This is a genomic window from Nocardia vulneris, from assembly GCF_001613425.1.
Lineage (GTDB): Bacteria > Actinomycetota > Actinomycetes > Mycobacteriales > Mycobacteriaceae > Nocardia > Nocardia vulneris.
Genome location: NZ_BDCI01000004.1, coordinates 43915 through 68371 on the forward strand (window position 1 = coordinate 43915; position 24457 = coordinate 68371).

A 24457-nucleotide genomic window follows, 5' to 3' on the forward strand; every position below is an offset into this window, starting at 1 on the left:
CCTGAATGGGGGTTAGGTCAGCCGATGCGGCGGAGGGTTCCGTAGAACCACAGGTAGTCGTCGGGGGTGTTCGGAAACTTCACGTAGCACCGGTAGTGGGGCCGGTCCGGCAGGGCGTCCATCGTGGTGGAGGTTTCAGCCCACGAGAACGAGGTGGTGTCGTACGTGCCGTCGAAGGTGTCGAGGATGGTGGTGTTGTCGGTGTCGTACACCTCGATGCGCGCTTCGGTGTCGAGCGGAAACGTCGAGCCGCTGATCGAGGCGGTGAACACGAAGTCTGCGCCGATCCCGTTGTCGAGGAGCTTGTGGAACGGCGGCGTCTTCGTCATTCGGTCACCTCGGTGACTCCGAGGCTGAGCAGCGCCCACCGCCAGCCGTCGTCATCGTCGGCCGGCGCCGCATACAGAGGCTGCGAACCGGGGAGCTTCTTCATGCTCGGCCCGACCGGCGCGCCGCGCACCGGCTCGGCCGCATACACCAGCAGTTCGGGCAGTTGGTGGCGTGGCCGGCCGGGCTGCACGCACACCGCGACGTACTCGAATTCGCCCGCACCGTCGGGGTTCGGCAGCGGAGGACTCAGTTTGTAGCAGCGTGTCGGCCCCGGATAGATCCCCTGCACGAGGGGCACATGCACTGTCGCAGTTCGCATTTACGCTCCCGCCGATTGAATGACATACACCCGCCCCGAACCACCGACGCCGAAAGTGCCTGCGCTACCGCCGTCGCAGTTGCCTCCTGCGCCGCCGCCACCGCCCGGGCTGCCGCCGTTTCCGCCGTCGCCGCCGGAGCCGAAGATTCCGACGTCCCCGCCACCGGCGCCACCGCCGCCTCCCCCGCATGGGGTCAGCGATCCCGTCGAGACGCTGCCGCCGTCACCGCCGTCACCGGCCGCGCCGCCGCCGCCACTGCCGTCCGCGCCACCGGCGCCGCCCGCGGCGAGCGCCGTTGCGCCGCCGGGGAGTCCGCTGCTCGCGAATGCGCCGCCGTTGTTGCCGCCCGCGCCTGGTGCTGATGAGGACGACACCGCGCCGCGTGAGGTGAGGATCGCGCCGATCGTGCCCGCCGCCCCGACGAGGTAGGAACCGAACGACGACACGCCACCCGCTTGCCCGGCCGAGGTGCCCGGCGCGCCGACGGTGATCGCCACGGTGGACGGCAGGTCTGCGGCGTTGAATTCCTGGTAGGCATATCCGCCGTGTGTGCCGCCGAGCTTCTGACTGCTCGCGCCGCTGCCCGCCTGGCCTGCCTGGCCGCCGTTGATCACCGCCACACCGATCCGGCCGCCTTGATTGACCCAGGTGTCATTGCCGGAGTAGACGGTCATGGTGCCGCCGTCTTCGAGTGCGACGATGCGGGTTTCGTGGTTGGTGATCGATCCGGCGTAGCCGGTGATCGGGGCCTTCACGTCGTTCTCGTAGATCTGGCGCGCGCCGCCGTAGGAGCCCTGCACGCCGCCATTCATGATCGATTTCGCGGAGGCTTCGGTGAGGTCTTGGCCGTATCGCCACTCGCCACCGCCGCGGACCCACGCCTGATCTGGAGGGACGCCGCCAGGAGTTGTCATTCACCCTCCGCCGCAGACTGGGTCACCGATCGGATTCGCGGCACGCTGTTGGTCCGCCGACACAGACCACACGCGATAGTCGAGAATTGCCTTCTGCGTTCGCTCACGGGAATCCGATTGAGGGTTTGAAATAGAGTCCGCGATGACACCCATCATTGTGTCGAGCTGCCGCTGGTTCTCCGTGGAGATCTTCGAGCGCGCGACAAGGGACTCACGAAATTCCCGGTTGCATTCAGCCTGTGCGGCGGACTGCATTCCGCCGTAGGCGACGCTCGCGACGCTCAGCACGCCGACGACCACGAGCACGTAGGCTTGCTGCCGATCTGTGTGCGGCAAGGTCGGTGCGGCGATGTGCTTGTCGCCGAACTTGTACTCGCGCCACGACATCGACAGGCCAGCGAAGAACCCTATTCCGATGCAAGCTGTCCCGAAAAGCAATTGCAGAATCACGCTATTCACTGGGATCTGCCTTCTTCTTAGGCTCCTTGTTTCGGCTTGCCTGGTAGCGTGCGGCGCCCAAGAGCCCGAGTAGTGCGCCCATGATTCCATTCGCGCCCGTATTGCTCTCGTATGCTTGGAAAAGCAACGGGGCGACGATATTCACTGCCCAGACAACGGTGACGATATAGACCAGAACTGTGAGCGTTCGCGTGGAGACGCCGTATTCAGGCGCGCCCATTTACCCCTCCTCGTAAGCCACCTCCAGCCGAGCGCCTGGAGTAATCGAGTAGGGGCGTCAGTCCTCCAGGCGGCCAGCGGCGTCGCCAGCAGCATCGCCGCCCAACAGGCTCGGAGTGCTCCGGTTACCGAATCCGCTGGAGGCCATTGAAATCAGAACGCTGGCCAATGTCGCCGTCCCCGCGATGCTGAGCGCCGACGCCCAGTCGATGTCTGTGATCGCGACGCCAACCGTCATCGACGCCAGCAGTGCCTGCGCGAACGTTTTCCCGGCACGCTCCGCCGTGTCGGTCCAAAACTTTGCAGTCCTCATTTCCCACCTCGCAGCAGGGAAAGGATCTCGTCGAGCTTGGACTCGCATGCGCGGACGCGGGCATCGGTGTCGAGCACCCAGCCGACGAGGGTCTTTTTCTCCGCGTTGTCGCCGACGCCTTCGAGGGTGAAGCCATCCCAGACGACGTTGTTCCACAGGTCGACCCACATGTCGTAGGGCCACGGCTGTTCCGGTGTCCGCGTCGAGGGTTGGACGTGCTGCTCGTTCTCGATTTGGCGAATCTTGTTGGGGAACGGATGCAGCTGCCCCGCCCCTTCGGCGACGATGTCTACCACGGGTGTTCCTCCTTGGATTCCGAACGAAGCCAGCAGATCTGGTAGTTCGAGGTCGGTGAAGTTCAGATCGACGCCACCCGGCCAGGGCGCGCACCGTCCGGAGTCGGTGTGCTGGTGCGCGAAATACCCGGAAGGCTTCTTCGCGGGGCTGCCCGGGGTGCGGCCGTAGGACGGCACCACCAGACGCATCCACGCCGGTCGGGTCGGCCAGAGGTCGAAGTTCGAAACGGGGTTCCAGTAGCCGATGACACGGCGGTTGTCGCCGTGCCAGCGAGCCAGCCGCTCGGCTTCGTCGTTCACTTCCGCGGACTGGTCACCGCGGATCACGCCGCCGGCGTCTTCGACGTCGATCATCGTGACCAGCCGCGGGTGCCCCCACAGTCCGGCTTCGGTGAGCTGATCTCTGTGGAGGTCACAGTTCATCTGCCCGGGCCGGAAGAAGTAGTAGGCGATGACCGCCTGCAGCTTCCCGCTGTCGAGCATGTCGCGGGCGCGGCGGGCGTTGACCTGACCGAGGGTGTCTACTCGGTCTCCGGAGTTCGTGCGGAAGCAGAACAGCGGATGCGGGTAGGTGTCGTCGACCGGGATCCCTTGGTATTGGCTGACGTCGGCCCAGGCGGTCATCGGGGCCACCTGGATGGCGGGATGAGCTGCATGAATCCTTCGACTACTCGCTGGCTGTACTGTGAGGCTGGCTCGGGCCCGTAGATGCCGAGGTGTCCGTCACGCAGACGGGCTGCGAATTCGGCGATCCACGGGTAGCCCTCTTCGTAGCCGATCTGGTAGTGCATCTCATCGGCTCGGTTCCAGTCGGCGCCCCAGAAGACGGTGCCTTCGAACAGCTTCAGTCCTGCACGGACTTTCGCGATCCGGGCTTGCGGCATCACCCGGCGGCCCCACGGATATTGCGGGGCGTTGAGGTCGATCGCCGTGCCTGAGAGGTGGTTGGAGTTGGGGACGTCGTTGGTGGCCGACCAGCCCCACACCGGGGAGACGATCTCCTCGACGTTGCGGTCGTACCAGACCATCCACGCGCCGAGGATGGTGCTCACGTCGCCCTTGCGGAGCGGGGCGGTATCGATGAAATGCAGAGGGACGGAAGCGATTTCGCATTCGTTACGGTTGCACATCCGCCAGCCGTTTTCGCTGTGGGTGTTGCCGTAGACGGTGCGGAAGCTCATCGCGGCCACCGAGCAAGCTGCAGCGCGAGCGAGACGATGGCCAGGATGAGCAGGACCAGGGTCATGGTGTCGTGATTCATCTATGCGTCTCCGTTCACTACGCGCGCATGGTTCGGCGGTTCGGGGATCTCGGGGACGGCGCCGAGCGCGCGGGCTTGCTGGACGATGTCGTCGACCTCGTGCGGGGTCATCTCGGCGAGGTTCGGCAGGATCGGCAGGTCGGGTTCGGGGGTGTCGATCGGCACCCAGCGACCCATGCCGTTCATTGGATGCTGCTGCCCCCGGAAGGGACGCTGGAACTTCACGGTCTGCAACTCGGGATGGTGCCGGAATCCGCAGTTCCACAATGCTTTTGCGAGATTCTTGGCCACGAACAGCGGCAGCAGTATCGGCGTCTGACCGGTCGCCGGCGGGCACACGAGCGCCCACAGGGCGTGCTCCTCGGGGTCGTCCATGTTGCATTCGGATTGGTGCGGGATGCGGGTCATGTCACCTCCTAGAGCACGCCCAGATCTTGGGCAATCGAGAGGACGTCCTGGAGAACTTCGAGCGCCTTCAGGACGGGGTCTTCGAACTCCCGCTCGCCGACCTGAATCTTCCAAGCGGGCGCTTCGTCACGTGACGCCGCGAGGGTGAGTTCGGTGATGCGGTCGACGAACACCCGTCCGGCGGGCATACCCTTGACGGTGGTGCCGACGCGGTCACCGATGTCCATGTGCCCGAACCCGCGCGCCCCGACGAGGTACGGCGCGCCGTCAGCGACGACCACACTGTGGGAGGTCTGCTCGCGGGTCAGCCAGAACCCGGTCCGCAGAGCGATCAGGGCAGCGAGGCTGTAGGCGCGGTCAGCGCCGTCGCCCCACTTCTCGTGATAGTGGCTCCACCCCAACCGTTGTGCGCGCTCGGGCGACTTCCAGGACATGAAGGCCAACAGGACGTCGGTGTAGAGCGGCTTGAGGATCGCGTCGAGGGTACCGCCGATGGGCGGGATGAACACCGCTGCAGCGATGAGGTCTCCGGCCGTGTTGTGCGACCAAACGCCGTTGCCCGAGTAAGTCACCCAGCCCGGAACGTGCATGTCGTAGAAGTCCTGGACCCCGACCGACCTAGCCGATACAACCGGTGAGTACTCGACAGCTCCCCCATCGGGCACTCCGATCCAGGCCGCGTCCGGCAGGTCGTCGTTGGGCGGGGCGATGTCGACCGCCGTCGCCGGACTTACTGCGGCTACTTCGGTCCCGATCGCAGTCGCCCCGGCTTCTGCCCAGCCCGCCCGGGTCAGCCAGCGGTGCCGCGTCGTCGCGGTGATCGTCTGGCCGTTCGCGAGCGTGTACTCGAAGAGTTCGGTGCGGCCCTTCTTGAATGCGAAATCTGCTGTCGCGCCTACTCGCTCGCCATTGGGGGTCAACGCCCAGACGCGGAACGGGGTCCCTCGCGCGGCGAGCGCATCGATGCGCTCCTTGCCGTCGGGGCCATCGATGATCGTCTCCCCGGCCACGCATTGGATCGCTGCGCTGATGAGCTCGTTGACGCCGGGCATCGAGTGCCCGCCCGTTGTCACTTGGACATCCGTCGCGGGCCGTTGCTTGAAGCTGGATGATTGCACGCCGATGCCGTGGCGCAGGATCACCCACGGCGCTTCGGGGAGGGTGCCCATCCATCCGGGCTGGGTGTACTCAACCGGGAACGACGGGTCGTTGATGATGTCGACACCCTCGGTGAGGCCGTCGGATTCAATCGTGGTGAACGCCCGCACCAGCCCGGTGAGGAGGTTCCCGCCGAAGGATGTGCCGGTAGTCCAGCCGGACTTGTCGACGATGTCCCACACCAGGCAGCCGTGGCGCAGGTTCGCGCCCGGCCACGGTGGCGGGTCGCCGTCGAGGTAACGCCTCGCCACCCAAGACAGTTGCCCGTCCTGCATGATCCGCTTGGACATGTCGTAGGCGGATTTCATGCGCGAGAACGGGATCGCGAACGGGGAGTTGTCCTCGTCGATCGCGCCCGGCGCGACGACCATGCTCCAGGTGGAGATGTCGAAGTTGAACCACTGCGAGGGGTCGAGCGGGTCGTCGGGGAGCATCCACAGCGACGACTCCAGGCGCATGATGTTCACCGCGAGGGTCAGCTTCACCGCCCACTTCGCCGGCCCGAACATGAACCACAGCCGCGGGAACTGGATCTCGGCCGGTAAGAAAGGATTCGGCCAGCACCGGATGTGCTTGAGTTCTTCCAGGTCGTGCTTGAAGGTGATCTTCACCGAGGCGGTGCCCTGGTCGGTGAAGATCGTGTCGACCTCTTCCATGCGCCCGCCCCACCGCAAGCCGTCTTTGTCGACGGTGACGTGGATGCCGTACGGGTCGCGGTCGGGGTCCATCGCCCACTCGGCGAGGTAGTACTTCTCGCCCTTCGGCGTGTACATGGGGATCTCGAGGACGCCGATACCGGTCTCGTTGTCGAGGAGCTGCCACTCGCTACGGATCTCGTTGCGGACCACACCACGCAGCACCCAGTCGCCATCCCACAGCCGGATCAGCGGAGGCCGGATGCGGCGGAGTCTGCGCTCCCGTCGCTCGGCGACAGCTTGGGCGTGCACCGCGGTGAGGTCCTGCGGCGGGACCGAGGGAAACACCGACTCCCCCGGGTAGACGTTCTCCCCAGGGTAGAGATAGGTGGGCATTTACGCGTAGGTCCCGGAGAACAGGATCGCCAGGCCGGTGCCGGGCGTGCCGCCTGGGGCCACGTCTGCGGTGAGGACGTCGTTCTGGGCGAGACTCACTGTGCCGGTCCAGGTTTGGTTCGTCGCCGGTTGCGCTACCGTGACCGTCGGCATCCCCGTCGCGGACCCGTTCTTCTTGATCGTGATCACCGTGGAGCCGCTGCCGTCCGCGGTGCCGAACCTCACCCGAATCCGGGTCAGCGTGATCCCCGCGGGCATCGCGATGCCCAGCGTTGCACCGTTCAACCCGGAGGCACGGGTGGCGGAGTTGGTGACGATCAGCTCATGCGCCCACGGCTTCGGCTGGGTCAGCGACGCCTGATAGATCCCCTCCTCGATGTAGTTGAGTGCGTCGGCGTCGACCTCCGTCCCGCCGACCTCACCGTTGGCCCAGGTCTGCTTCGTGTAGGCCATCAGCGCATCCCCCAGGCTCGGGTCCAGTTGCGGGCGCAGTGCACCAGCACCGTCGACCCGGTCGGCCCGTTGCAGGCGACCGGGAGATCAGTGGGCGGAGTCCACGGCGGGACGGGGAACAAGAACTGCACGCCGTTCATCAGCGACCAAAAGTTCGGTGTACCGGGCCGCACGACCTGCTCTTCGAACGGGTCGGTGTCGATGTCGACCGCGGCACCGGAGGAGAGAGTGGGCATGACGATCGTGCGCGCCGTCGACGTGGCAGCCTGGTCTGCGATGTCGGCAGGCAGGTCATCGGCCGAGAAGGTCTCCGACCCGTACCAGGAGTAGTCCGGGAGCGTCCATGTCCCCGGCGCGGAGATGGTCCACTTCAGCCACATCGGCCGGTCGGTGGGATTGGACACCGTCACTGTCCCGGACTGTGCGCCGGAGGCTTGCGATACCCAGGTGTCGGTGACATCGGCCTCCACGAACCACGGGATCCCCGCCCGGCACTGCATCTCCACTTCCACGTAACCGCGCTTGCCCGGGTCGCGGGCGAGCCCTACGCGGGGGGCTTCGAATGGCCGGCACGACAGGTGCCTTCGAGAGTTGGGGGTTTCGATCCACAGCTTCGAGTCCTGGCTGTAGGACCAGGCCTTGCGGAACTCCGAGTCCAGGTCCTCCCAGGTTTCGCCTTCGCCGCGGATGAACACCTTGAAGGTGACGTCGCGGGCGTCCCAGCGGACGCCGCCAGGGCTCGAGCCGAGCTGGAACGCGGTCTGGGTCCAGATGGTCCGCACTGGTGCATCGACGATGCCGTCGAGGGCGGTGAGGATAACGCCGCGGTCGCCCTGGCCAGGACCGTGCAGGCGGAACCACTCCCCGGTGTAGCTCTCGAGCTCGACAATCGTCGTAGCCACCCTCACCTCCTCACGAACGTGTTGGCCTGTGAACTACGGCGCCGGATCTCTTCCTGGATCGCCTTGGTCGTCCAGTCGAAGACGGCCTGCCCGATCGCCTGGATCGCGCCGCCACTGCGGCGCGCACCGAGGTCGGACAGGAACTGGTCGATGTTGGCGTTGACGAAGTCCGTGCCTGCCTGACTCATTCGGCCCGCGGCGTCGACCTGCTCGAGGGTCTGCACCCCCGGCGCCGAGGACGGCGGCGCTGATGACTGAGGCGCGAACGACTCCGCCGGCGCGGGCGTCACCGGGTTCGCACCCCCGCCGCCGCTGCCGACGACCCACACCGGCACGACGCCAGCGGGTACCGCCACACCCCCGTAGGTGCCGCCGCTGGACGGCGCCGCGCTACCTCCGAGGCCGCCCGTACCTGCACCGGATCCGGGACTTCCCGCCCTGCTGCCCTGCGGGGTGTTGAACCCAGGTGCGCCGGACTGCCTGCTTGGGTCGTCAGTTTCTGGTGGAGACCACAGCTCGCGCGGCAGGTGCCAGACCTTCGGGAACGCGGCCGCCCCGTCCGCGCTGCCGCCGAACTGGATGCCGTTGGATCCGTCGGATTCGACGTTGGTTCCGAGCAGTGTGCCGGCCATGTGGCCGTTGGTGCCGACGCCGCCGTTGGTGCCAATACTGAACCCGCCGGGGTCCATGCCCGGTTTGAAACCCAGGGCTGCGAAGTCCGATGCGGTGGTGAATCGCACAGACTGGCCCGTGAGCTGGTTGTAGATCCCCGAGAGGTAGCCCGAGCAGTCCAGCCCTCCATAGACGTACGGTTCGCCGTCGTGCGAACGGGCATAGTCCAGCGCGCGTTTGGATGCCAGGCCGCCGCCAGCGAACCCGGGGACCATCCCGTGCAACAACTCGGGCGGAGGCACCCAGCCGCTGTTGATGGCGTCGAGGAACGGAATGGTTGCTGGGTTCGCGGCTTGGGCACGGGTGATGTACGCCAAATGCTCCCGGTTGGAGATGGCAATGATATTCGCGTCGTCGGTAGGGCCGCCGCGCCCATAGAACAGGCCACCGGCGGCGTACCGGCCACGGGGGGTGTTGCCGACGGTGACCTGGTTGGTTTGCTGCGCGGGGTCGTTCGTGGTGTTGCCGTAGATGTCTACGAAACGGACCGTTACCTTCTGCTCGAGCGGGCGTCCGGTATTGGCGACGATCCAGGCGTCGAGTTTTGCTTGAGCGTCTGCTGTCGCGGCGTTGACGACCACATCCTTGGTGCCAGGGATTTGGGTGACCTTGAGTCCCAGCGCCTCCAGACGGGCCGTTACCTCAGGGGTGTTCTCTTTGACGATGATGTCGTGGCCGTCAGGAAGCGCCGTGACCTGATCGCCGAGTGCCCTGAATACCTCCTGGGCGGCAACCGCCTGCTCGATATTGGAGGCGACCGAATCTCGCATTCGGTCCAGGCCGGGGCGGGTGGTGTTGTCGATCCCGTCTGCAAGGCCGATCGCGGCGTCGGCCGCTCCGTCCATCGTCGATTCGAGGTTTTGAAGCGTGTGGCCAAGATCTTCGAGGCCCTCGTTGCGGGTGAGCTTGCCGATGACCTCGGCGACTTTCCCGACAGGGTCGAGTAGGTGCTCGAGCAACGGTCCCACGCCCTCGGCGAGGGTCGCGAACGCGCGCAGGCTGATCGAACTGAATGACAGGAACGCGTCTGCCGTCGCGAACGCCCCGTCGGCGAGTTTCGCGAGGAAGGCCAGGATCTCCGGCTGGTGCTGGGTAACCCAGTCCGCAACTTTGGCCAGCTCCGGGCCAAACGCCTTCGCGAGCGCGGAACCGATCGCGTCGGTGCTTATTTGGATGGATCGCTTCGCGGATTCGATCGACGACGCAGCGTTGCCGCCCATGGTGTTCAGTGCGGATTGAGCGGCACCTTCCACCTTGCCCAGCGACGCAGCGGCGTCATCAAGGTTGAACTGGTTCAGCGCGTCGCCGAGGTCCTCGAACTGGGTTCCGAACAGCGCGAGAGCGATCGAATTCTTCTCGACCGGGTCTTCGATCTTGTTGATCTCGCCGAGGAGATCTCCGACTGCCGCGCGCGCGGTGGCGCCGCCGGTCGCGAATCGTTTCGTCAGGTCGTCGGCGTTGAAGCCGAGGGTTTGGAACGCCTCGACCGTGGATTTCGAACCGTCCACGACGCGGATGCTGAACTCCTTGATCGCGTCCGCAGCAACGTCGGTGTCGCGAGCGCCGGCGAGAACCGCCTGGTTGATCAGGCCGATCGCCTCGGGACCGCTTAGGCCCAGTTTGCGGAACTGCGTACCGTATTCGGTGATGGTGTCGAGGAAGTCCTCGCTGACGTTCAGGCCGTTCTGTTCGGCCGCGGCGAACAGGTCGAAAGCCTCGGTGGCCGACCCGGCGATGCCGGTCTTGATCGCTTGGCCTGCGGCGCGGGCGACCGCGGGGATCTCCTCGCCCATCAGGTCCGAGATGCCGCTCAGCTGCGAAATGACCGCTTGGGTCTCCTGCGCGGTGGCCGAGGAGTCCAGCAACCCACTGTTGATCGCGCGGCGAGCGGCATCGATGTTCTCTTCGACGCTGTTACCGAAGTTCGCGGCGTAAGCGCGCCCGGCCGCAGTGCCGATCTTGGCCATGGTCGCGTCGTCGATGCCCAACCGTGCTTGGGTGAGATCCAGGGCCTTTTCGCGCCGCAGGCCGTCGCTTAGCGCTTTGACGAACAGTCCGCCAGCGCTGACGCCTGCCACTGCCATGGCCGTGCCGAGTACCGCGCCGAACGCACCCGCCTTGCCCTGTAGGCCCTCTAGGATCCCCCCGCCGGCGGCCTCGCCGCCGGCGCGGCCCGCGCGCTCGCCCGCCCGGCCGAACGCCTGGTCCAGTTGGCGTGGGATCCCCGCCGTTTCGGCGCTGACGGTGACGTACCCGTGGGCTAACTGCACGCCACCGGCCATGTGATCACCTCACTCACTGGTCCCAGCCGAGCCAGGCATCCATCTCGTCGATTGGGAGCGGATCTGATCCGATGGCGCGAAGGTCTTCAGGTATCGAGTCCGCGGCCATTCGCTCTCGCCGGACTCGCACGACGGCCGAGGGGTCGTGCAGGTGCTTGAGCCAGCATTTGAACTCGAACCACGACAGGCGGTCTCCCAGGTCGTAGAGATGTAGGCCGCGGTCGAGCAGGTCGGCGACGATCGCCTCCTCGTGTCCGTTTATGAACTCTCGGAGGCCGAGGATTCCCCCGTGCTCACCTTCGAGGACGCACCCCAAGCCGCGTAGAGGTCGGTGATCTGGTCGCGCGAGAGACGTGCCTCGTGCAGTTTCTTGCCCAGGTCGGGGTCGAAGCTGGCGATGAATCCGATGACGAACCGGTACATCGACAGGCCTTTGCCGTTGACCTCTTCGAGGTAGTCCTCTGCTTCGGCGGGAATGAATTCCAGCTTCGGCACGGAGACGGTCTCGTCTCCGAGTTTGAACTCGAACCGGTTCTTCTTCAGTCGAGCACCGGCTGCGGGGATTTCGAACACCATTGGCTCGCAGGCCCTTTCCTTGTCGCAGGCCCGAGGGCCCGGTGGCGCGGCGGGCCTGCGAGGTAGACCGCGCCACCGGGGTTTTCGTTACGCGTAGGTGACCGAGAGGCCGGCGCTGGGACCGGTCGCGTTGGTCACGACGACGTTGTAGGAGCCCGCGCTCTTCGCGGGGGTGATGATCGCCAGCGTCTGGTCGTTGTAGATCTGGAAGTCGCCCACCGCGGTGCCACCAACCGTGGCCGCAGTCGTTCCGACGAAGCCGGTGCCGGTGAGGATCAACAGCTCACCGCCTGCGGTGGCGAGGTTGCCCACGGGTTCGCGCGAGGTGATGGTCGGAGCCGCCGCCGCCGCGCCGTTGTCGTAGTAGCGGTAGACCTTGACGCCGTTCTCGTCCTTGTAGCATTCGAGGGTCACGTCGAAAGCCATCAAACCGTTGCGCACGATCGGGTCTTCAGCGACGCCGGTGATCTGGCCGAGGGGAACAGCGAATCGGGCGCGTTTGCTGCCGTCCTTGATATCGAAGACCCAGGGGTGGATTTCGAGGGGTTCGCCGGTTTCCTCGACGGTGGTCAGCGACCCAACGGTCGTTACGTTGTCCTCGTGGAAGACCTCCGACAGGACGTCAGGGTCGTAGACGGCGTACAGCTTGAACTGGAACTGGGCGGAGTGGTTCTCTTGCGGGCTGGCGATGAGGTCGCCTGCCCAGTCGTAGATAGGTGTCGAGCTGCGTTCACCGGACGGGCGCAGGCCATCGTCTGCGACGTAGCCGAGCTTGGTGTAGCTCGCGGTTGATCCCGTGACGCCGGTGGGGAGCGCGGTCCCTGCGGCGGCGACCAGGACACCGCCGGTGGCCAGCGGTGCGCCTACGCCGATTCTGGCAACGGAGTTTCCGGCCATTGTTGTTGTGTCCCTTCAGGATTCGCAGGCCCTGAATGGATAACTTGCTGACCCTCCGTTGCCGGGGGAGTTCAGATCAGTACGCCGCCGATGAGCAGGTCGAGCGTGAATTGGTATCGGGGGCCGACGTCATCGGGGAAGTTCGCCGGTCCCGACACGGTGACGACATGGGCGACCCACGCTGGTCCCGCCGATTCGCCTTCGGCGGCACGCATAAGCGCGTACGAGAGCCTGGCCAGACTCGCGCAGGCCGGTTCGTCCGCCGCCCAGCACTCGAAGATCAAGCGTGAGTAGAAATGACCTCGCGTCTGCTCAAGTGTGTCGGCAAGAGAGACGCGGACCATGCGCTCCGGGCGGACCGGTGGCACCTTGGTGGCGACTTTCGCCGTCTCGCTGCGCACAGCGAAGGCGGCTTTCAGGTAGGCGACCGCGGCGGCCTCGGCGTCAGCAGGTGCGACGACCTCACCCATTTGCGGCACCGAACGCCCGCACGAGCGTGTTGTCTTGCGCGTTCTGTCTCATCGCCACTGCGGTAGCCGCGAAAACAGACACCTGCCACCGGCCTTGGGGGCTCTTAGCTCCCTGACGAGACGACATCATGTATCCCGCAGCTTCGCCGCCCGCAGCCCCCAGAATTGCGCGACCGCGCCGCTCGAGGTCCTGCCGGACGCCGGGTTCGCTGCGGATCTTGTAGAGGGCGTCCCGTTTCATGACCAGGCGGAAGTTAGCCATCGCTGATCACCTCGCTCGGTTTGATGACCTGCACCTCCGCGCAGGCGATCGTGATCGTGACCCCCGGATAGACACGTCCATCCGGGGCTTCGGCGATCGTCGGCTCCACCCCCGCGTACGAGAACGGGAACGGCTCACCATCGAAGAACATCTCGTTGGTGTCGAGGTCGATCAGGACCCGCGGTAGCCCGCTCATCCGTCCACCCGTTGCAGGTTCACCGGTTTACGGCCGGGCTTCCACCACGGGCCGTGATCGTAGTCCTCGGGGAAACCGATCACATCGAACTCCTCGCCGTCGATAACGAGCAGATCGTGAGGCCCGATCTGCTCGTCCGAATCGACGACAGCGACCATGTCGACAACGACACGGTCGTGTCCTGCCACGGCTGGTTCGGTGGACGAGGGCGAGTAGTAGAACGCCTGGATGTCCACCGCCGCGGCGTGGGAGCCGATCTCGTTGCCGTGCGCGTCCTCCCCCGACCCGGAGTACGCGCGATGACCAATCGTGAACGGCAACGGGATCGTCATGACATCGGCACGTTGAACGCCGCCGAAGACCCCGCACACAGGGTCCGCAACAGTGAACGGTCGGTCTTGTTGATCCACGGCCCGCCCTGCGAGGAGCTCGCCGAGTAGCTACGGCTCATCGAGAACGGGCCCGCGGTGACGCTGGAGGAGTCCACACCAGGCTGCTGCTGGTCGGTTACCTGCAGCACTCGGGCCGCCATTCGCGACACCACCAACGTCACATTCGACGGAGTGGGATCGGCGATGGTGCAGCCACCCTCGTGGAACCAGGCTTCGACCAGCGCCGAGGCTTCATCGAGGAGCCCCGGCAACCGGCCTTCTTCCTCAGTCGTCAGACTTCGACCGAGACGCGCTTCGACGTCGGCCTGTGCTGCCAGTGCCACCAGTCGACTCCTTCTCAGCGCCCTCGTCCGGATCCTCGGCCCACGCCTTGGGGTTGGTGATCGCCTGGGCCGCCCAGTCCGGCACCTCATCGTTTGGTCCGAACCACACCGACCCTTCAGGGCCGTCCACGTTCACATATCGCGTCAGTTTCTTGGTCATCACGCCGCCACATCCGCCACGAGGAGTTTCTTCGCGTCCGACAGGACCGGTTGCCCGACCGCATCGACATAGGTCGTCTGCCGGAACGGAGGACCGTCCTTGATGACGACGCCGACGATGCCCGGCGCGTCGGAGAACGACAGGTCGGTCTTGCGGGAATCCAGCAGCTCGAGCGCGGTGGCGGTCAGGCCGTAGGCCATGAAACCCAGCTCGCCGAGGTTCTCCGGCAGGAAGATGACCTTGTCGTCCGCGATGACCCGGGTGTCGACGCCGTCGACGTTCAGCTGCGTGTCGTACGGCGGACGCACGGTCGGCAGGGACTCGGACTCCAACAGGTCGTTGAGTTCGGTCACGGTGACGCGGGTGCGACCTTGGGTCGCGCCGTGCACTGCGTCGATGACCTCCTTGTTGCGCTGCATCAACCGCAGCACCCGCAGCGAGGTCAGCATCGACGCCGGCCGAGTGCCGTTGGTGGTGTTCCAGACATCCGACCACGCCAGCAAATTCGTCAGGGGCGTGGCGTTGGTCAGATCGGTCCATGCCGTTCCTGGGGCGACCGCGTGGTTTGCGGGCATGCCGTAATCGGCGGTGGACTCGAACCCGTCATCGTTGATCGACAGGATGCCGTCGGTCAGGACGTCGCCCCACGCCAGTTCGACACGGTTAAGAACCTCGCGGGTCAGGTTCTCGCCGTCGTTGTAGATGGCGTTCGCCAGGGCCTGCTTGAAGGTGCCGCCAGTGCGCGCGAACTCGAGCTGGAGTCGCTCGTACTCGCCGACGCCGATCGAGGACGACAGCGGAGCGAGCGGGACGCGCTTCTCCGAGCCCACGTCGCGCTCGGAGACGTGGATGCGGCCATCGAAGCTGCGGTACTTCGCGGTGCGGTTCTTCTGCACGATCTCCGCGAAATCGATGGTGTTGGTGTCCTTGTACACCGTCGGGAACAGCGTCGACAGGGTGTTCACCGCGGGGGTGGGGACACGGCGGACGAACGTGGTGAGTGCGTCGGGAACGACCGGCGCGTCGAAGAGAATGGTCATTACTCCGGTCCTTCCTAGCTGTAGTGGATGAGCTTGAGGTCAGTTTTCGCGTTCGCGTCGAGCCCGTGGTTGGTGGGCAACTTCGCCTCACGTACGAACCCGTGCACGACCAGGGCGCCACCAACGGTGGTCAGACCGGTCACACTCAGAGAGCTGAACAGATGCCCCGCGGCGACCTCGCGGCCATCGCTGGCCGAGTTGTCGTAAGGGCCATACCGTCCGGTCGCGGTGACCTTGCCGAGCACCACTCCGGAGGGGATGAACCCGTTGGGGTAGTGCGAGGTCGTACCGCCAGTGGCGGTCGCGACGTTCACCGACGGCGACGAACCGCCCGTAAGGCTGGCGCCGGATGCCGTCATCTGAGCGACATTCTGGTCAGCCAGCGCGCCAGCGAAGGTGACGGTGTACGGCCCACCGGCACTGCCAGTGACGGTCACGTCACCGGTGCCGATGTTCGACAGAGCCACCAGCGCGGACTGCACCGCAGATGCTGCGGCGTTGAACGCGATGCCCGCGGTGGTTTGGCCGCTGTAGGTGAGGGTGAATGTTCCGCCGGTTGGAGATCCGGTGATAGTGACCGTCTGAACTTCGTCGACGTTCAGCTCAGTGAACAGCGAAACATCCAGGGTGATGGAGGGGTTCGCGCCCGGATCAATGCCATGGCTCGGCACGAGCCACGACCGGTTCTCAGCCTGGTATGAACCAGTCTGGGTGACCGCAATGGAGGTCATTGCAGTTCCTTTCGTGTCGTCATGTCATCGCGCCGAATCGCCGGTCGGCTTCGGCTGACCCCTCGCTACGGCCGGACGTGCGCGTCGATGACGCGGTGCCCTGCTGTGGGTTGGGTTTCGGTCCCGATGGAGTGACCGCTGCATCCTGGATCGCTTTCAGCTCCAGCACGTCGGCGCGGATCTCTTCCTCGGTGGCACCCGTGACACGCTTGACCAGCTTTGCGTCGGTCAAGCCCTCGTCGGATGCAATGGTGCGGCGCAGCAAGCCCAACTCTGCTTCTGCTGCCCTGGTTTCCGCCTCAGCCAGCTTGGTAGTCAGCTGCTCGGCCCGGCCGGTAGCTTTCTCCAGTTCGGACTTCTGCCCGTCCTCGAGTTGGGCCAGCTTCTCGGCGGCCGCCTTGTAGGCGTCGTAGTCCTTGTACTTGTCGGCGGCCCGAGCCAGACGGTCCCGAACGATGCGATCGACATCGTCTTGGCTGAACGATGCTGGTTTGTCGTCGGGGTTATCAGCTGGCGGTTTTTCGTCGCCGGATCCTCCCAGCACTGGCCAAATGGGCCCGCGCCGTCCGATGCCGATCGCCTGCAGACCAGTGGTCGGGTGGACAGGCAGTATCGTTGTGTTCATGCGTTTCTCCCGTGAGCCCGTCGGCATGCCATCCGTTTGAGCGCTGGATGTAGGCGCGTATCCCCTTGTTGGGGAAGCTATTTCGTGTCGTTGACCCGCATCGCGGTCAAAATCCCTGCGGTAGATCCGTCCGTTGCCTTGCGGGCGGCCTTGTATTCATCCGCCCACTTCTCGACGTACGAAGGCACCACGATGGGGCTGTCCGGTCGATCTGGCACGGCCATGCACCGGTCCCGGTCGTGAAAGTTCTCAGCGCTTCGCCGGTCGCGGTAAACCGCACCCCGAATCGCCATCAGTCGGCAGAACGCGCACGCCGTCCCCGACGCGTAACGGGCGAATCGCACCCCTTCGGCCTCAGCGTTGAGCCGGATCGTGTCCCGAGATCCGTTGTAGATGTGACGTTGCCCAGCGCCGGTCAAGAGATCCAGAGGCGACGCATCGCCGACGCCGAACAGCGGGCCCGCCGCCCACCGTGCGGTAGCTTGCAGCTGCTCGATGGCAGCAGGCGCCGCAGCCACCGCTTGGAAGGGGGCACCTGGCGCGAGGTCGTCGTACCACACCGCGGCAACGTCAGCTGCTGCTGCCGAGTACGGCGTAACCACCTCCGGGTAGGCCTCTGCAAGCTCACGCATGGCCCGAGCCGGTTCCATGCCGTCGACGAGCCGCCAGAGTTCGCTGATGTCGGCTGCCGCGGCACGGGCGAGTTCGTCCAGGACTTCACGCAGGGCGTGTATTTCAGACGTTGTCGGCATCGGTGCCTACCGGCGCCGGGGCGGGTTGGGGCAGCCTGGAAAGCAACGTCGCCATTCCCGCGCGCCGCTTGTCGGCCGCTAGCCTTTTCTGGTCCTGCTGCGACAGGCCGATCCGGTCGTACGTCACCGACGAGTCCGCTGGAAGCACGCCCGCGCCAACCAGTTTCGTAGCCTCGTCCGCCGCAGCGGCGCGCGTCGGGGTGGCTGGGTCCTGCCACTTCACCGAGATCTTCCGCATGGCGTCACGGTCAGGCGCTGTTCCGTCGCGCCATGTCAGCGCCAGGGAGGCGACCTCCAGATACGCCCGGCTGAACGCACGCTGCCGGAACTCTGCCCGGGAGATCAGCCGCCGCTCCTCCCGGATGATCGCGTCGGCCGATGACGGATTGTCGGTGTGCACGCCCAGGCTCGCTGCGGGCACGCCGGCTTCGGATGCAAGCCACAGTGCGTATGCGCGGATCTGCTCGATGTACGGAGTTGGCGGGGACGGGTTGAACTGCATCATCTGCGGCAGCGTGCCGTCCTCGGTGGCGGGAACGATGTTGAACCGGCCCATCATCGCCGACCACCCGGCTTGCTTCTTCTTCCAGTCCGGGTCGTCTTCCTTCACCCCGAACTGCTCTGGTGTCGCGCCCAGCGCGGCACGTTGGGGTGCGGTGTAGAACTCGCGGTTGACCTCCATGCCCAACAGGGTCCGTTGCGCCGCGTCGGTCAGGTAGCGGACAGCCCGGGTGATCTCAGAGCGGCCCATGATGTCGGAGGGACGCTCCAGGTTGACGAATCGGACTACTGGAACTCGATGAAGGCCGTGCCGGTCGCGGTCCACGATCGTGGACCGTCCCGTCTTCGGATCCGACTCCATCCGAATTGTGACGTCCGGCAGATACAGGGTCTCCAGCTTCAGCAGACCGCGATCGTCCAAGGTCTGCGAGATCGCCGAGACGAGCCTGCGCCGGCGCCGGTCGTACTCTCCGGTGGTGGTCGAGGCCGACTCTGCGGTGATGAGCACTGGCGGCTCGTCTACGTCCCCGCGGCCGACGATCGCGAACCCGACGCCGTTGGTCAGCGACTCGATGTTGATCTGACCCGACTCGACCTCGAGCTGGTTGTCAGCGTAGATCTCGTCCAACCCCATCGAGTCGCCGGTGGACGTCCACTCCAGAAAGTCCAGCCGCTCTCCTAGAGCGTTAACTACCGTCGACGGCCAACCCATCACCGTCTCCAGGTCCTTCAGCTGCGGGGGGATGGAGATGTCGAGCTGCCTCGGCCAATGGGTACCGTCGTAGTACTGCTGTTTGATCTCGTTGACGCCCCGCACGTACTGCAGGCGCGCGCGCAGGTATCCCAGCGTCTCGCTCTCGTCTTCGCTGAGGCCCAGCGTCGGCAGGGCGATCGCGACAGCCAAGGTCAAAGGGTCACCGCCTTCCGAACTTCGCTGCTGCGGCTGCGTTTCGTCGCTGTGGCCCCGAAAAGCGCCAACGTCATGGACACGATCGGGGCCAGAAGCACGGCGTCGTCGCGTCGATCCCAACCCCACCCGCCAGCGGTGCCGATCGCTCGTTTGCGCGCACCCTGCAGGGCTTGGTTCACCGATTCCTGGTTCGCGTGGGTGAAACGGCCAGCGTCGAACTTGCCGACGAACAAGCCGCAGGCCTTCGCCATATCCGGCGCGCTGGTCGTGATGACCCGCACCTTTCGGGCTCGCAGCGCCGGAGCCAATGAGGCCGCCGGGGAGGCGTTGTCGATCACCACCGGCGTCCGCCGCCCCGCCCGCTCGACGATCCAAGCCAGCGCAGCGTCCTCATCCACCCCGGCCCAGACTTCTTCGCCGTGCGCATTATCGTCCTCGAGCCAACACGCTGACACGGAGAGTTCGCGACCGTGGGACATATCAACGCCCAGCGCGTCCGGCTTAACACCGTCCGCCGGACCGACGTCGGAGAAGTCCCGCCATGCTGACGCCTTGATAACCGCCTGATGCCGGGATACCTCGTCCCAGATCCCGAGGGCCTCACGAACGAACGATGCCTCCGACAGGTTCTTCAGCATCCGCAACATCGCGCGCTCCGAAGTGCGGTGCGGGTACGAAGGGTTCGCTTTGCGCCACTGCTCCCGGTCGCGTGGATCACAACCGCGGTCGGCCGACAGCTCGATGTAGAGCGTGTCCTGCGATTCCCCATCGAGGGCTTCCTGGCGGAGCATCGTGAACACTTCACCGGGATCGGTGGGCTTCGGCGGGGTGCCTACGATCAGGATCAGCGGATTTGCTGACACGTTCGTCGCCGGGGTCATGTCGTCCATCGCGGCCTCGGTGAGGATCTGCCCCTCGTCGAGCACCAGCACGTCGACCTTCGAGAAACCTCGGCCGAAGCCGCGTTCGCGTGCACCGAACAGGATCCGGGAGCCGTTACGGAACTCGATCGCCTCGTCCCCGGCACCACGCAGGACTCGTTCGACGTAGGGTCTCATCGCCTTCCGGCGCGCCAACCCCTGCATCGTGGAGAAGACCTCCCGGGCGGTCTTGAACCGGTGCGCCGTCCACACCACCGTCAGGTTCGGGATGATGATGCACAGCGCGAACACGATCGCGCCCACCAGGTAGGTCTTGCCGACTTGCCGCGGGATCGAAATCACCACGGTATCCGCGGCGTACAGGCCATCGGCCCGCTTCGCCAGGATCAGCCGGCCCCCACCGTCTTGCCAGCCGTCGAAGCCAAGCCCGAGCCGGCCGCACGTATCCCGGACCGCTGGCCAACCCGTCGAAACGACACCCTTCGGCGCCACGACGTGGCGGGCGACCTCAGATAGCCGACTCGTCCCAGTCCTCATCGGGTGTGGCTGCCGCCCGACCGACCGGGTCGTCGGTTGACGCCGAGTCGATCACCTCGATCTCTTTCGACAGCAGCGACAGTTGTCGGTGCAATGCCGCCTTCGCCGGGCCGTTCGCATCCTTCATGTCGACCACGATCTGCCGCCGTTGGGCCAGCAGGATCTGATAGTGGTCGCCATTCTCGACAGCCTCGGCCAGCGACATCGGTTTCTTCGCAGCGGGCGGCCGCTCATCATCGGCCACCGCTCGCAAGGGGCGCTTCGCCAACTCGGCCACCTCCTAGCGGAAACAGAAAAATCGTGGTGGGTAGATGGCCGCCTATGCCCGGAGCGGCGGATGGAGGCTAGAGGGAGGGTGGTGGCCCCTGGGCGGGATGCGGTGATCACCACGTTCGGGTTGTGACGAAGGTGCGTGGCGCGTTGGCTGCCGCAGTCTCTTCGTTGGTGGTGTCGGACTTCGCTCGGTTGCAGGCTCGGTGTGCTGGCTGCTTGTTGGCGAGGTCATCGGTGCCGCCCTTGTTGAGCGGGATGATGTGGTCGACGACGTACTCGCCTGGATCGAGGTGCGGGAGTGTGTAGTCGATGTCCTGCTTGCAGATGGCGCAAGGTGGTCGGCCGCGGCGAAGCAGTGCCCGGTGTTTATCGCGGGTTGCGGTGTTGCGAACGGTAACTGCAGCGACCTATCCCGCGGAGCCGCTGCTGATCGCGCCCCACAGCAGGCGGGGCAGCATGAAGTCGTTGTAGCTGATGATGGTCCAGAGCAGCGGGAGCAGGGCGGTCACTGTTCACTCCTGTCACAAAACATACCGGCGAATCGAGGCTCACCGGGCGTTTCCCGAGCCTCAGTGGATGCCGAGGCGGTAGATCAGGTACTGCACGAGGCGGACAATCCACCGGTCCAGCAGGTCAGGCATCGCCTTCGCCGGTCGCTGCGACGTGGGCGACGCCGATCATCGGGCCGAGGTCGCCGGTGGCGAGGGTGCGGCGCTGCACGCCTGCCAGGACTGTTCCGGCAGGGACGCAGGCCAGGGCTTCGTCTACTGCTTGGCCGGCATCTTCGGCGGTGGCGGTGGAGTAGACGACATTGGTGTTGGAGTCGTAAACATCCCATACGGATTCAGGCTGGGTCATTGCTTCGCCTCCTGGATGATCTCGACGTTCTCGGCGAGGATGGCTACCGTGACGAGTTTCAGGGGCCAGCCCGGCACAGCCTCGGCGACGACGGGTCCTTGTTCGGTGATCTGCCAGGGGAATTCGACGCCGTCGATGTAGAGCTTGCTCTTGTCGTGGTCGATGGTGACGCGCTTGGCGAGTTCGGGCATCAGTTCCATCCTCGGGATTCGCGGCGCTCGGGCGGCAGGACACCGCGGCCGCCGGTGCCCCATCCACCGACTACTCGGCCCGCTCGGTCGCGGATGGTGTGGTCCGGCATGGTGGTGTAGTGGGCCTCTTCCGTCACCCGTGGCCGGTAGATGCGGTGGGCCAACCGAATCAGCTTGCCCGCCAATGCCTTACGCATCGACCTTGCCCAACCGATTGAAGGCCGCCACGACCACCGCCACCCGGCTACGCTGCTCCTGGCTGAGCGGCCCGTCCATGTCCGCAAAGGCGAACGCGGCGTCGAGTTCCGCGTCACTGAACGGCTCAGCGGCATCGAGGCGACGCGGGTCTGGAAACTGGAACATCGGCGGCAGGAACGGATTCACCACGTCCACTCCAGCATCGGTGTGACGTAGACCTGCTCGAGGGTCTTCGGGGGCGGGTGGCACCAGGAGCGGATGAGGGCGGCGAGATCGAACATCAGGACTCCCTCGCGTAGAAGCGTCGGCATTCGGCAACGAACAGCCGTCTCAACCAGTGCCTGGCGCGCGAATTGCAGTAGAAGTGCCAGGCGCCTGCCGGGCGGAACTGCTGGCATTTCCAGCACCAAGCCCTCCGCGCTTCGACCATCAGGACCGGCTGGCCCAGTGCTCGTAGGCCGCCTGGATGTCGTCGGCGAGCGGGGCGAGGATCTGGTCGATAACGGCGTACAGGTCCATCAGGACTCCTCGGTGAGGTAGCGGTCGGCCCAATGCTCGGGGCACAGCCAGCCGCGCCGTTTGGGGTTCATGGCCGGGTCCATCAGCTCATGGAACGACAGATTCGCGCGGCGCCAGCAGTCCGAGCAGACAGGATCGGCCACGGCACCTCCCTGCACTTGCCAGCTCGCATGCTCTATCGCATCTCTATCAGGGCTCTATCGAACGTCTGTAGGGGCCGGTTTACAGATCAGGAACGGCCCGCCGCGCGGCGGGTTTCCTTCTCGTAGCGGGCGAGGTCGATCAGCCGGTACAGCTTGCGGTGCTGCCGGTCCTCCCCCACGGCCTGAATCTTGCCCAGGGACGCCCATTTACGGATCGTGGCTGCCTGTACCCCGAAGATCGCTGACGCTTCCACGGCGGAGAGTTTCTGGTCGAGGCCGTCGGTGGCGAGGATGGCGGTCACAGCACCTCCCCAGAAACGACGAAACCCCCTCTGCGCTGGGCGAAGAAGGGGTGTAGGCATACGGGTAGTACTGCTTAGGTGTGAAAGTACCAGGTCACCCACCGGATGTCATGCTGCGGTGTCGCTGGCCAGCAGCGTGTCCAGCACGACGCGTGTGTAGAAGGGGTAGTGCTCTTCGCGGATGGTGTGACCGCAGGAGCCGCAGTCGATGCTGTCGTAGGACTCGTGGCCTTCGGAGCGGCGTTGGACATCCAGCGCCCGGAACAGGGTGCGCAATTCGCAGGATGGGCATGGGGTGGGCAGGAGTTGGCGGGGGCGGGTGAGGCCGAGGCGGGAGCGGACCAGGCCGTGTAGGTCCCGCATCTCCACCGCCGTATCGCCACCGAACCCTGAGGCGGCGAGCCGGTCGATGCGGCACTCCAGATACGTCCAGGCGGCCCGTACGCGGGCGCGTTCGGCGACGCCGAGGTGTGGAGGTGGGGTGTCCCCGAGGTGGTCGGCGAGGGCATCGTGGGTCCAGTTCAAGCTGGTCGCGATCTGAGCGGCCATATCGGACGCCCATTCCGCGGGGTGTCCGAAGACTTTGTCGGCGGTGCGGCGTTCCTGGCGTCCGCGGGCGGCCGGCAGGGGCAGGTTGGTGGTGAGGTTCACCCAGTCCATGACCAGCCAGCCGAGGAGGCGGGTGAAGCGGCGCTGGCATGGCTCGCACATGCCGAGGGAGGTGAGGACGGGGTCGCCGTGCTGGTCGGCGCATCCCGGGTATGTGCATGGACTGATCCCCATCGAACCCCACCTCACAACTCGATTGCCGATCAGTTGCGAGTGTAGGGAAACCGGCTGTGGAACTCGAGCCGCCGCGCGATGCCGTTCAGCCCGGCCGCTACCGCTTCCCCTGCCACTTGCGGACCGTCATCCGGTCGACGCCGAGTTCGCGCGCGACGTGCGATTCGGATTGGCCGGCGCGAAGTGCCTTGATGCCGAGCGTTTCGGCTTCGAGCATCACCTCGTCGACGGCGCGGCGGGCATCGGCGAGCCTGCGCCCCGCTGTAGAGAGGTCTGCGCGGGCCCACATCGCGGCGTCGAAATCGCGTCGTTCGCCATCGATGAGGGTGGCAGTGTATTGGTGTCCGCGCTCCGTGCGGCCCCAGTGGATGCCGCGGTCGGTGTCGGTGGGTACGTTGAGGCGCTGAGCCTCGAGTCCTCGGGCGGCGTTTTCGTAGCTGCTGTAGGTCTGTTCGTCGGGCTCGGGCGGGGTGAATCCGGGGCGGCGCGATGTGACTGTGATGGCGACGGTGATCATGTGAATTCCCCTTGTGCCGATGCGTTCATTGTTGTAGACCAGTCTACATACCGTCTGTAGATTCGTCTACAATTCGAACTTGACGCGGTGGCGACACTCAGAACGTGAGAACACAGCAATGCCCCGTTTGCTGGCAAACGGTAGAAGTACGCAATAACGGTCTGCGGCCGATCAACGACGACGGCCGGACCAGCCCATGGGTCTACGTGTCACATCTGCGCGACGATGTCCGCGGTGGAGTCACGTTCCGGGTCGAATGCCCAGGCAGCGGCAAGAACCGATACATGGCCGAGAACAGCTGGTAGTCCGACAACTAAGGCCACCCCAACCTAGGAGGGGTGGCCTTAGGATCTGCGCGCGCGAGGCTCGCTGGTAGTGCACTTGCGGGTTGCAGATCCAGGG

36 protein-coding genes are annotated in these 24457 nt (G+C 65.5%); all 36 read right to left on the minus strand.

Annotation, left to right across the window (positions count from 1 at the left end):
- Positions 1–17: 17 nt before the first annotated feature.
- Entirely contained in the window at positions 18–329 is a 312-nt protein-coding gene (locus tag NVU01S_RS06100) for an LtfC-like domain-containing protein (protein ID WP_043673552.1), read from the minus strand.
- Positions 326–649, minus strand: coding sequence for a hypothetical protein (locus tag NVU01S_RS06105; protein ID WP_156161655.1), 324 nt, complete (start codon positions 647–649; stop codon positions 326–328). Before NVU01S_RS06105 ends, NVU01S_RS06100 begins: the two co-directional genes overlap by 4 nt.
- On the minus strand, positions 650–1564 hold the full coding sequence (locus NVU01S_RS06110) for a hypothetical protein (RefSeq protein ID WP_156161656.1): 915 nt from the start codon (positions 1562–1564) through the stop codon (positions 650–652).
- The gene (locus NVU01S_RS06115) at positions 1565–2014 is read right to left on the minus strand and encodes a hypothetical protein (RefSeq protein ID WP_156161657.1); all 450 of its coding nucleotides are present in this window, start codon (positions 2012–2014) and stop codon (positions 1565–1567) included.
- A gap of 1 nt (position 2015) precedes the next feature.
- Complete coding sequence (locus NVU01S_RS43210) at positions 2016–2243, minus strand: hypothetical protein (protein WP_156161658.1); 228 nt, start codon at positions 2241–2243, stop codon at positions 2016–2018.
- A 57-nt stretch (positions 2244–2300) separates the two neighbouring features.
- Complete coding sequence (locus NVU01S_RS06120; protein ID WP_052280792.1) at positions 2301–2555, minus strand: holin; 255 nt, start codon at positions 2553–2555, stop codon at positions 2301–2303.
- Positions 2552–3475 carry a hypothetical protein gene (locus NVU01S_RS06125; RefSeq protein WP_043673748.1) on the minus strand — a complete coding sequence of 308 codons (924 nt, stop codon included), beginning with the start codon at positions 3473–3475 and terminating at the stop codon, positions 2552–2554. The genes NVU01S_RS06120 and NVU01S_RS06125 overlap by 4 nt, the downstream gene beginning before the upstream one ends.
- Entirely contained in the window at positions 3472–4032 is a 561-nt protein-coding gene (locus tag NVU01S_RS06130) for a M15 family metallopeptidase (protein WP_052280809.1), read from the minus strand. Before NVU01S_RS06130 ends, NVU01S_RS06125 begins: the two co-directional genes overlap by 4 nt.
- A gap of 80 nt (positions 4033–4112) precedes the next feature.
- Entirely contained in the window at positions 4113–4520 is a 408-nt protein-coding gene (locus tag NVU01S_RS06135; protein WP_052280793.1) for a phage gene 29 protein family protein, read from the minus strand.
- Between the two features lie 8 nt (positions 4521–4528).
- Complete coding sequence (locus NVU01S_RS06140) at positions 4529–6709, minus strand: Gp37-like protein (RefSeq protein WP_052280794.1); 2181 nt, start codon at positions 6707–6709, stop codon at positions 4529–4531.
- Entirely contained in the window at positions 6710–7162 is a 453-nt protein-coding gene (locus NVU01S_RS06145) for a hypothetical protein (protein WP_043673560.1), read from the minus strand.
- Complete coding sequence (locus NVU01S_RS06150) at positions 7162–8064, minus strand: hypothetical protein (RefSeq protein ID WP_043673563.1); 903 nt, start codon at positions 8062–8064, stop codon at positions 7162–7164. The genes NVU01S_RS06145 and NVU01S_RS06150 overlap by 1 nt, the downstream gene beginning before the upstream one ends.
- 2 nt (positions 8065–8066) lie before the next feature.
- A complete protein-coding gene (locus tag NVU01S_RS06155; protein WP_043673565.1) occupies positions 8067–11018 on the minus strand; it encodes a phage tail tape measure protein in 2952 nt (983 codons plus the stop codon).
- Between the two features lie 258 nt (positions 11019–11276).
- On the minus strand, positions 11277–11594 hold the full coding sequence (locus NVU01S_RS06165) for a hypothetical protein (RefSeq protein ID WP_043673571.1): 318 nt from the start codon (positions 11592–11594) through the stop codon (positions 11277–11279).
- An 87-nt stretch (positions 11595–11681) separates the two neighbouring features.
- Positions 11682–12491 carry an IPT/TIG domain-containing protein gene (locus NVU01S_RS06170; RefSeq protein WP_043673574.1) on the minus strand — a complete coding sequence of 270 codons (810 nt, stop codon included), beginning with the start codon at positions 12489–12491 and terminating at the stop codon, positions 11682–11684.
- Positions 12492–12562: 71 nt separating this feature from the next.
- Positions 12563–12961, minus strand: a complete 399-nt coding sequence (locus NVU01S_RS06175; protein WP_052280795.1) for a hypothetical protein — start codon at positions 12959–12961, stop codon at positions 12563–12565.
- Positions 12954–13223: a hypothetical protein gene (locus tag NVU01S_RS06180; RefSeq protein ID WP_043673577.1), complete on the minus strand. Its 270-nt coding sequence runs from the start codon at positions 13221–13223 to the stop codon at positions 12954–12956. Before NVU01S_RS06180 ends, NVU01S_RS06175 begins: the two co-directional genes overlap by 8 nt.
- Entirely contained in the window at positions 13216–13419 is a 204-nt protein-coding gene (locus NVU01S_RS06185) for a hypothetical protein (protein WP_043673580.1), read from the minus strand. The genes NVU01S_RS06180 and NVU01S_RS06185 overlap by 8 nt, the downstream gene beginning before the upstream one ends.
- On the minus strand, positions 13416–13751 hold the full coding sequence (locus NVU01S_RS06190; RefSeq protein ID WP_043673583.1) for a hypothetical protein: 336 nt from the start codon (positions 13749–13751) through the stop codon (positions 13416–13418). Before NVU01S_RS06190 ends, NVU01S_RS06185 begins: the two co-directional genes overlap by 4 nt.
- Positions 13748–14134, minus strand: coding sequence for a hypothetical protein (locus NVU01S_RS06195; protein WP_082032130.1), 387 nt, complete (start codon positions 14132–14134; stop codon positions 13748–13750). The genes NVU01S_RS06190 and NVU01S_RS06195 overlap by 4 nt, the downstream gene beginning before the upstream one ends.
- A gap of 159 nt (positions 14135–14293) precedes the next feature.
- Complete coding sequence (locus NVU01S_RS06200) at positions 14294–15334, minus strand: major capsid protein (protein WP_043673586.1); 1041 nt, start codon at positions 15332–15334, stop codon at positions 14294–14296.
- A gap of 14 nt (positions 15335–15348) precedes the next feature.
- Positions 15349–16065: a head decoration protein gene (locus NVU01S_RS44770; RefSeq protein WP_052280796.1), complete on the minus strand. Its 717-nt coding sequence runs from the start codon at positions 16063–16065 to the stop codon at positions 15349–15351.
- Positions 16066–16084: 19 nt separating this feature from the next.
- Positions 16085–16690, minus strand: a complete 606-nt coding sequence (locus NVU01S_RS06210; protein WP_082032131.1) for a capsid assembly scaffolding protein Gp46 family protein — start codon at positions 16688–16690, stop codon at positions 16085–16087.
- Between the two features lie 77 nt (positions 16691–16767).
- Entirely contained in the window at positions 16768–17442 is a 675-nt protein-coding gene (locus NVU01S_RS06215) for a VG15 protein (RefSeq protein WP_052280798.1), read from the minus strand.
- The gene (locus tag NVU01S_RS06220) at positions 17426–18847 is read right to left on the minus strand and encodes a phage portal protein (RefSeq protein ID WP_052280799.1); all 1422 of its coding nucleotides are present in this window, start codon (positions 18845–18847) and stop codon (positions 17426–17428) included. Before NVU01S_RS06220 ends, NVU01S_RS06215 begins: the two co-directional genes overlap by 17 nt.
- Positions 18848–18849: 2 nt before the next feature.
- Positions 18850–20226 (minus strand): terminase large subunit domain-containing protein, encoded by a 1377-nt coding sequence (locus NVU01S_RS06225; protein WP_244467325.1) that lies wholly within the window; start codon positions 20224–20226, stop codon positions 18850–18852.
- A gap of 16 nt (positions 20227–20242) precedes the next feature.
- The gene (locus NVU01S_RS06230; RefSeq protein ID WP_156161661.1) at positions 20243–20539 is read right to left on the minus strand and encodes a hypothetical protein; all 297 of its coding nucleotides are present in this window, start codon (positions 20537–20539) and stop codon (positions 20243–20245) included.
- A 115-nt stretch (positions 20540–20654) separates the two neighbouring features.
- Positions 20655–20900 carry an HNH endonuclease gene (locus tag NVU01S_RS42315; RefSeq protein WP_082032141.1) on the minus strand — a complete coding sequence of 82 codons (246 nt, stop codon included), beginning with the start codon at positions 20898–20900 and terminating at the stop codon, positions 20655–20657.
- Between the two features lie 277 nt (positions 20901–21177).
- Complete coding sequence (locus NVU01S_RS06235) at positions 21178–21402, minus strand: hypothetical protein (protein WP_043673594.1); 225 nt, start codon at positions 21400–21402, stop codon at positions 21178–21180.
- Complete coding sequence (locus NVU01S_RS06240) at positions 21399–21593, minus strand: hypothetical protein (RefSeq protein WP_156161662.1); 195 nt, start codon at positions 21591–21593, stop codon at positions 21399–21401. Before NVU01S_RS06240 ends, NVU01S_RS06235 begins: the two co-directional genes overlap by 4 nt.
- Complete coding sequence (locus tag NVU01S_RS06245) at positions 21593–21790, minus strand: hypothetical protein (protein ID WP_156161663.1); 198 nt, start codon at positions 21788–21790, stop codon at positions 21593–21595. Before NVU01S_RS06245 ends, NVU01S_RS06240 begins: the two co-directional genes overlap by 1 nt.
- Positions 21783–21986 (minus strand): hypothetical protein, encoded by a 204-nt coding sequence (locus NVU01S_RS06250; RefSeq protein ID WP_043673600.1) that lies wholly within the window; start codon positions 21984–21986, stop codon positions 21783–21785. Before NVU01S_RS06250 ends, NVU01S_RS06245 begins: the two co-directional genes overlap by 8 nt.
- Positions 21987–22309: 323 nt before the next feature.
- Positions 22310–22453, minus strand: coding sequence for a hypothetical protein (locus NVU01S_RS43215; protein WP_156161664.1), 144 nt, complete (start codon positions 22451–22453; stop codon positions 22310–22312).
- An 86-nt stretch (positions 22454–22539) separates the two neighbouring features.
- Positions 22540–22755, minus strand: coding sequence for a MerR family transcriptional regulator (locus NVU01S_RS06255; RefSeq protein WP_043673603.1), 216 nt, complete (start codon positions 22753–22755; stop codon positions 22540–22542).
- 108 nt (positions 22756–22863) lie between these two features.
- Complete coding sequence (locus tag NVU01S_RS06260) at positions 22864–23538, minus strand: hypothetical protein (protein WP_043673606.1); 675 nt, start codon at positions 23536–23538, stop codon at positions 22864–22866.
- Positions 23539–23635: 97 nt separating this feature from the next.
- Positions 23636–24055, minus strand: a complete 420-nt coding sequence (locus NVU01S_RS06265; protein WP_052280801.1) for a hypothetical protein — start codon at positions 24053–24055, stop codon at positions 23636–23638.
- Positions 24056–24457: the final 402 nt, after the last annotated feature.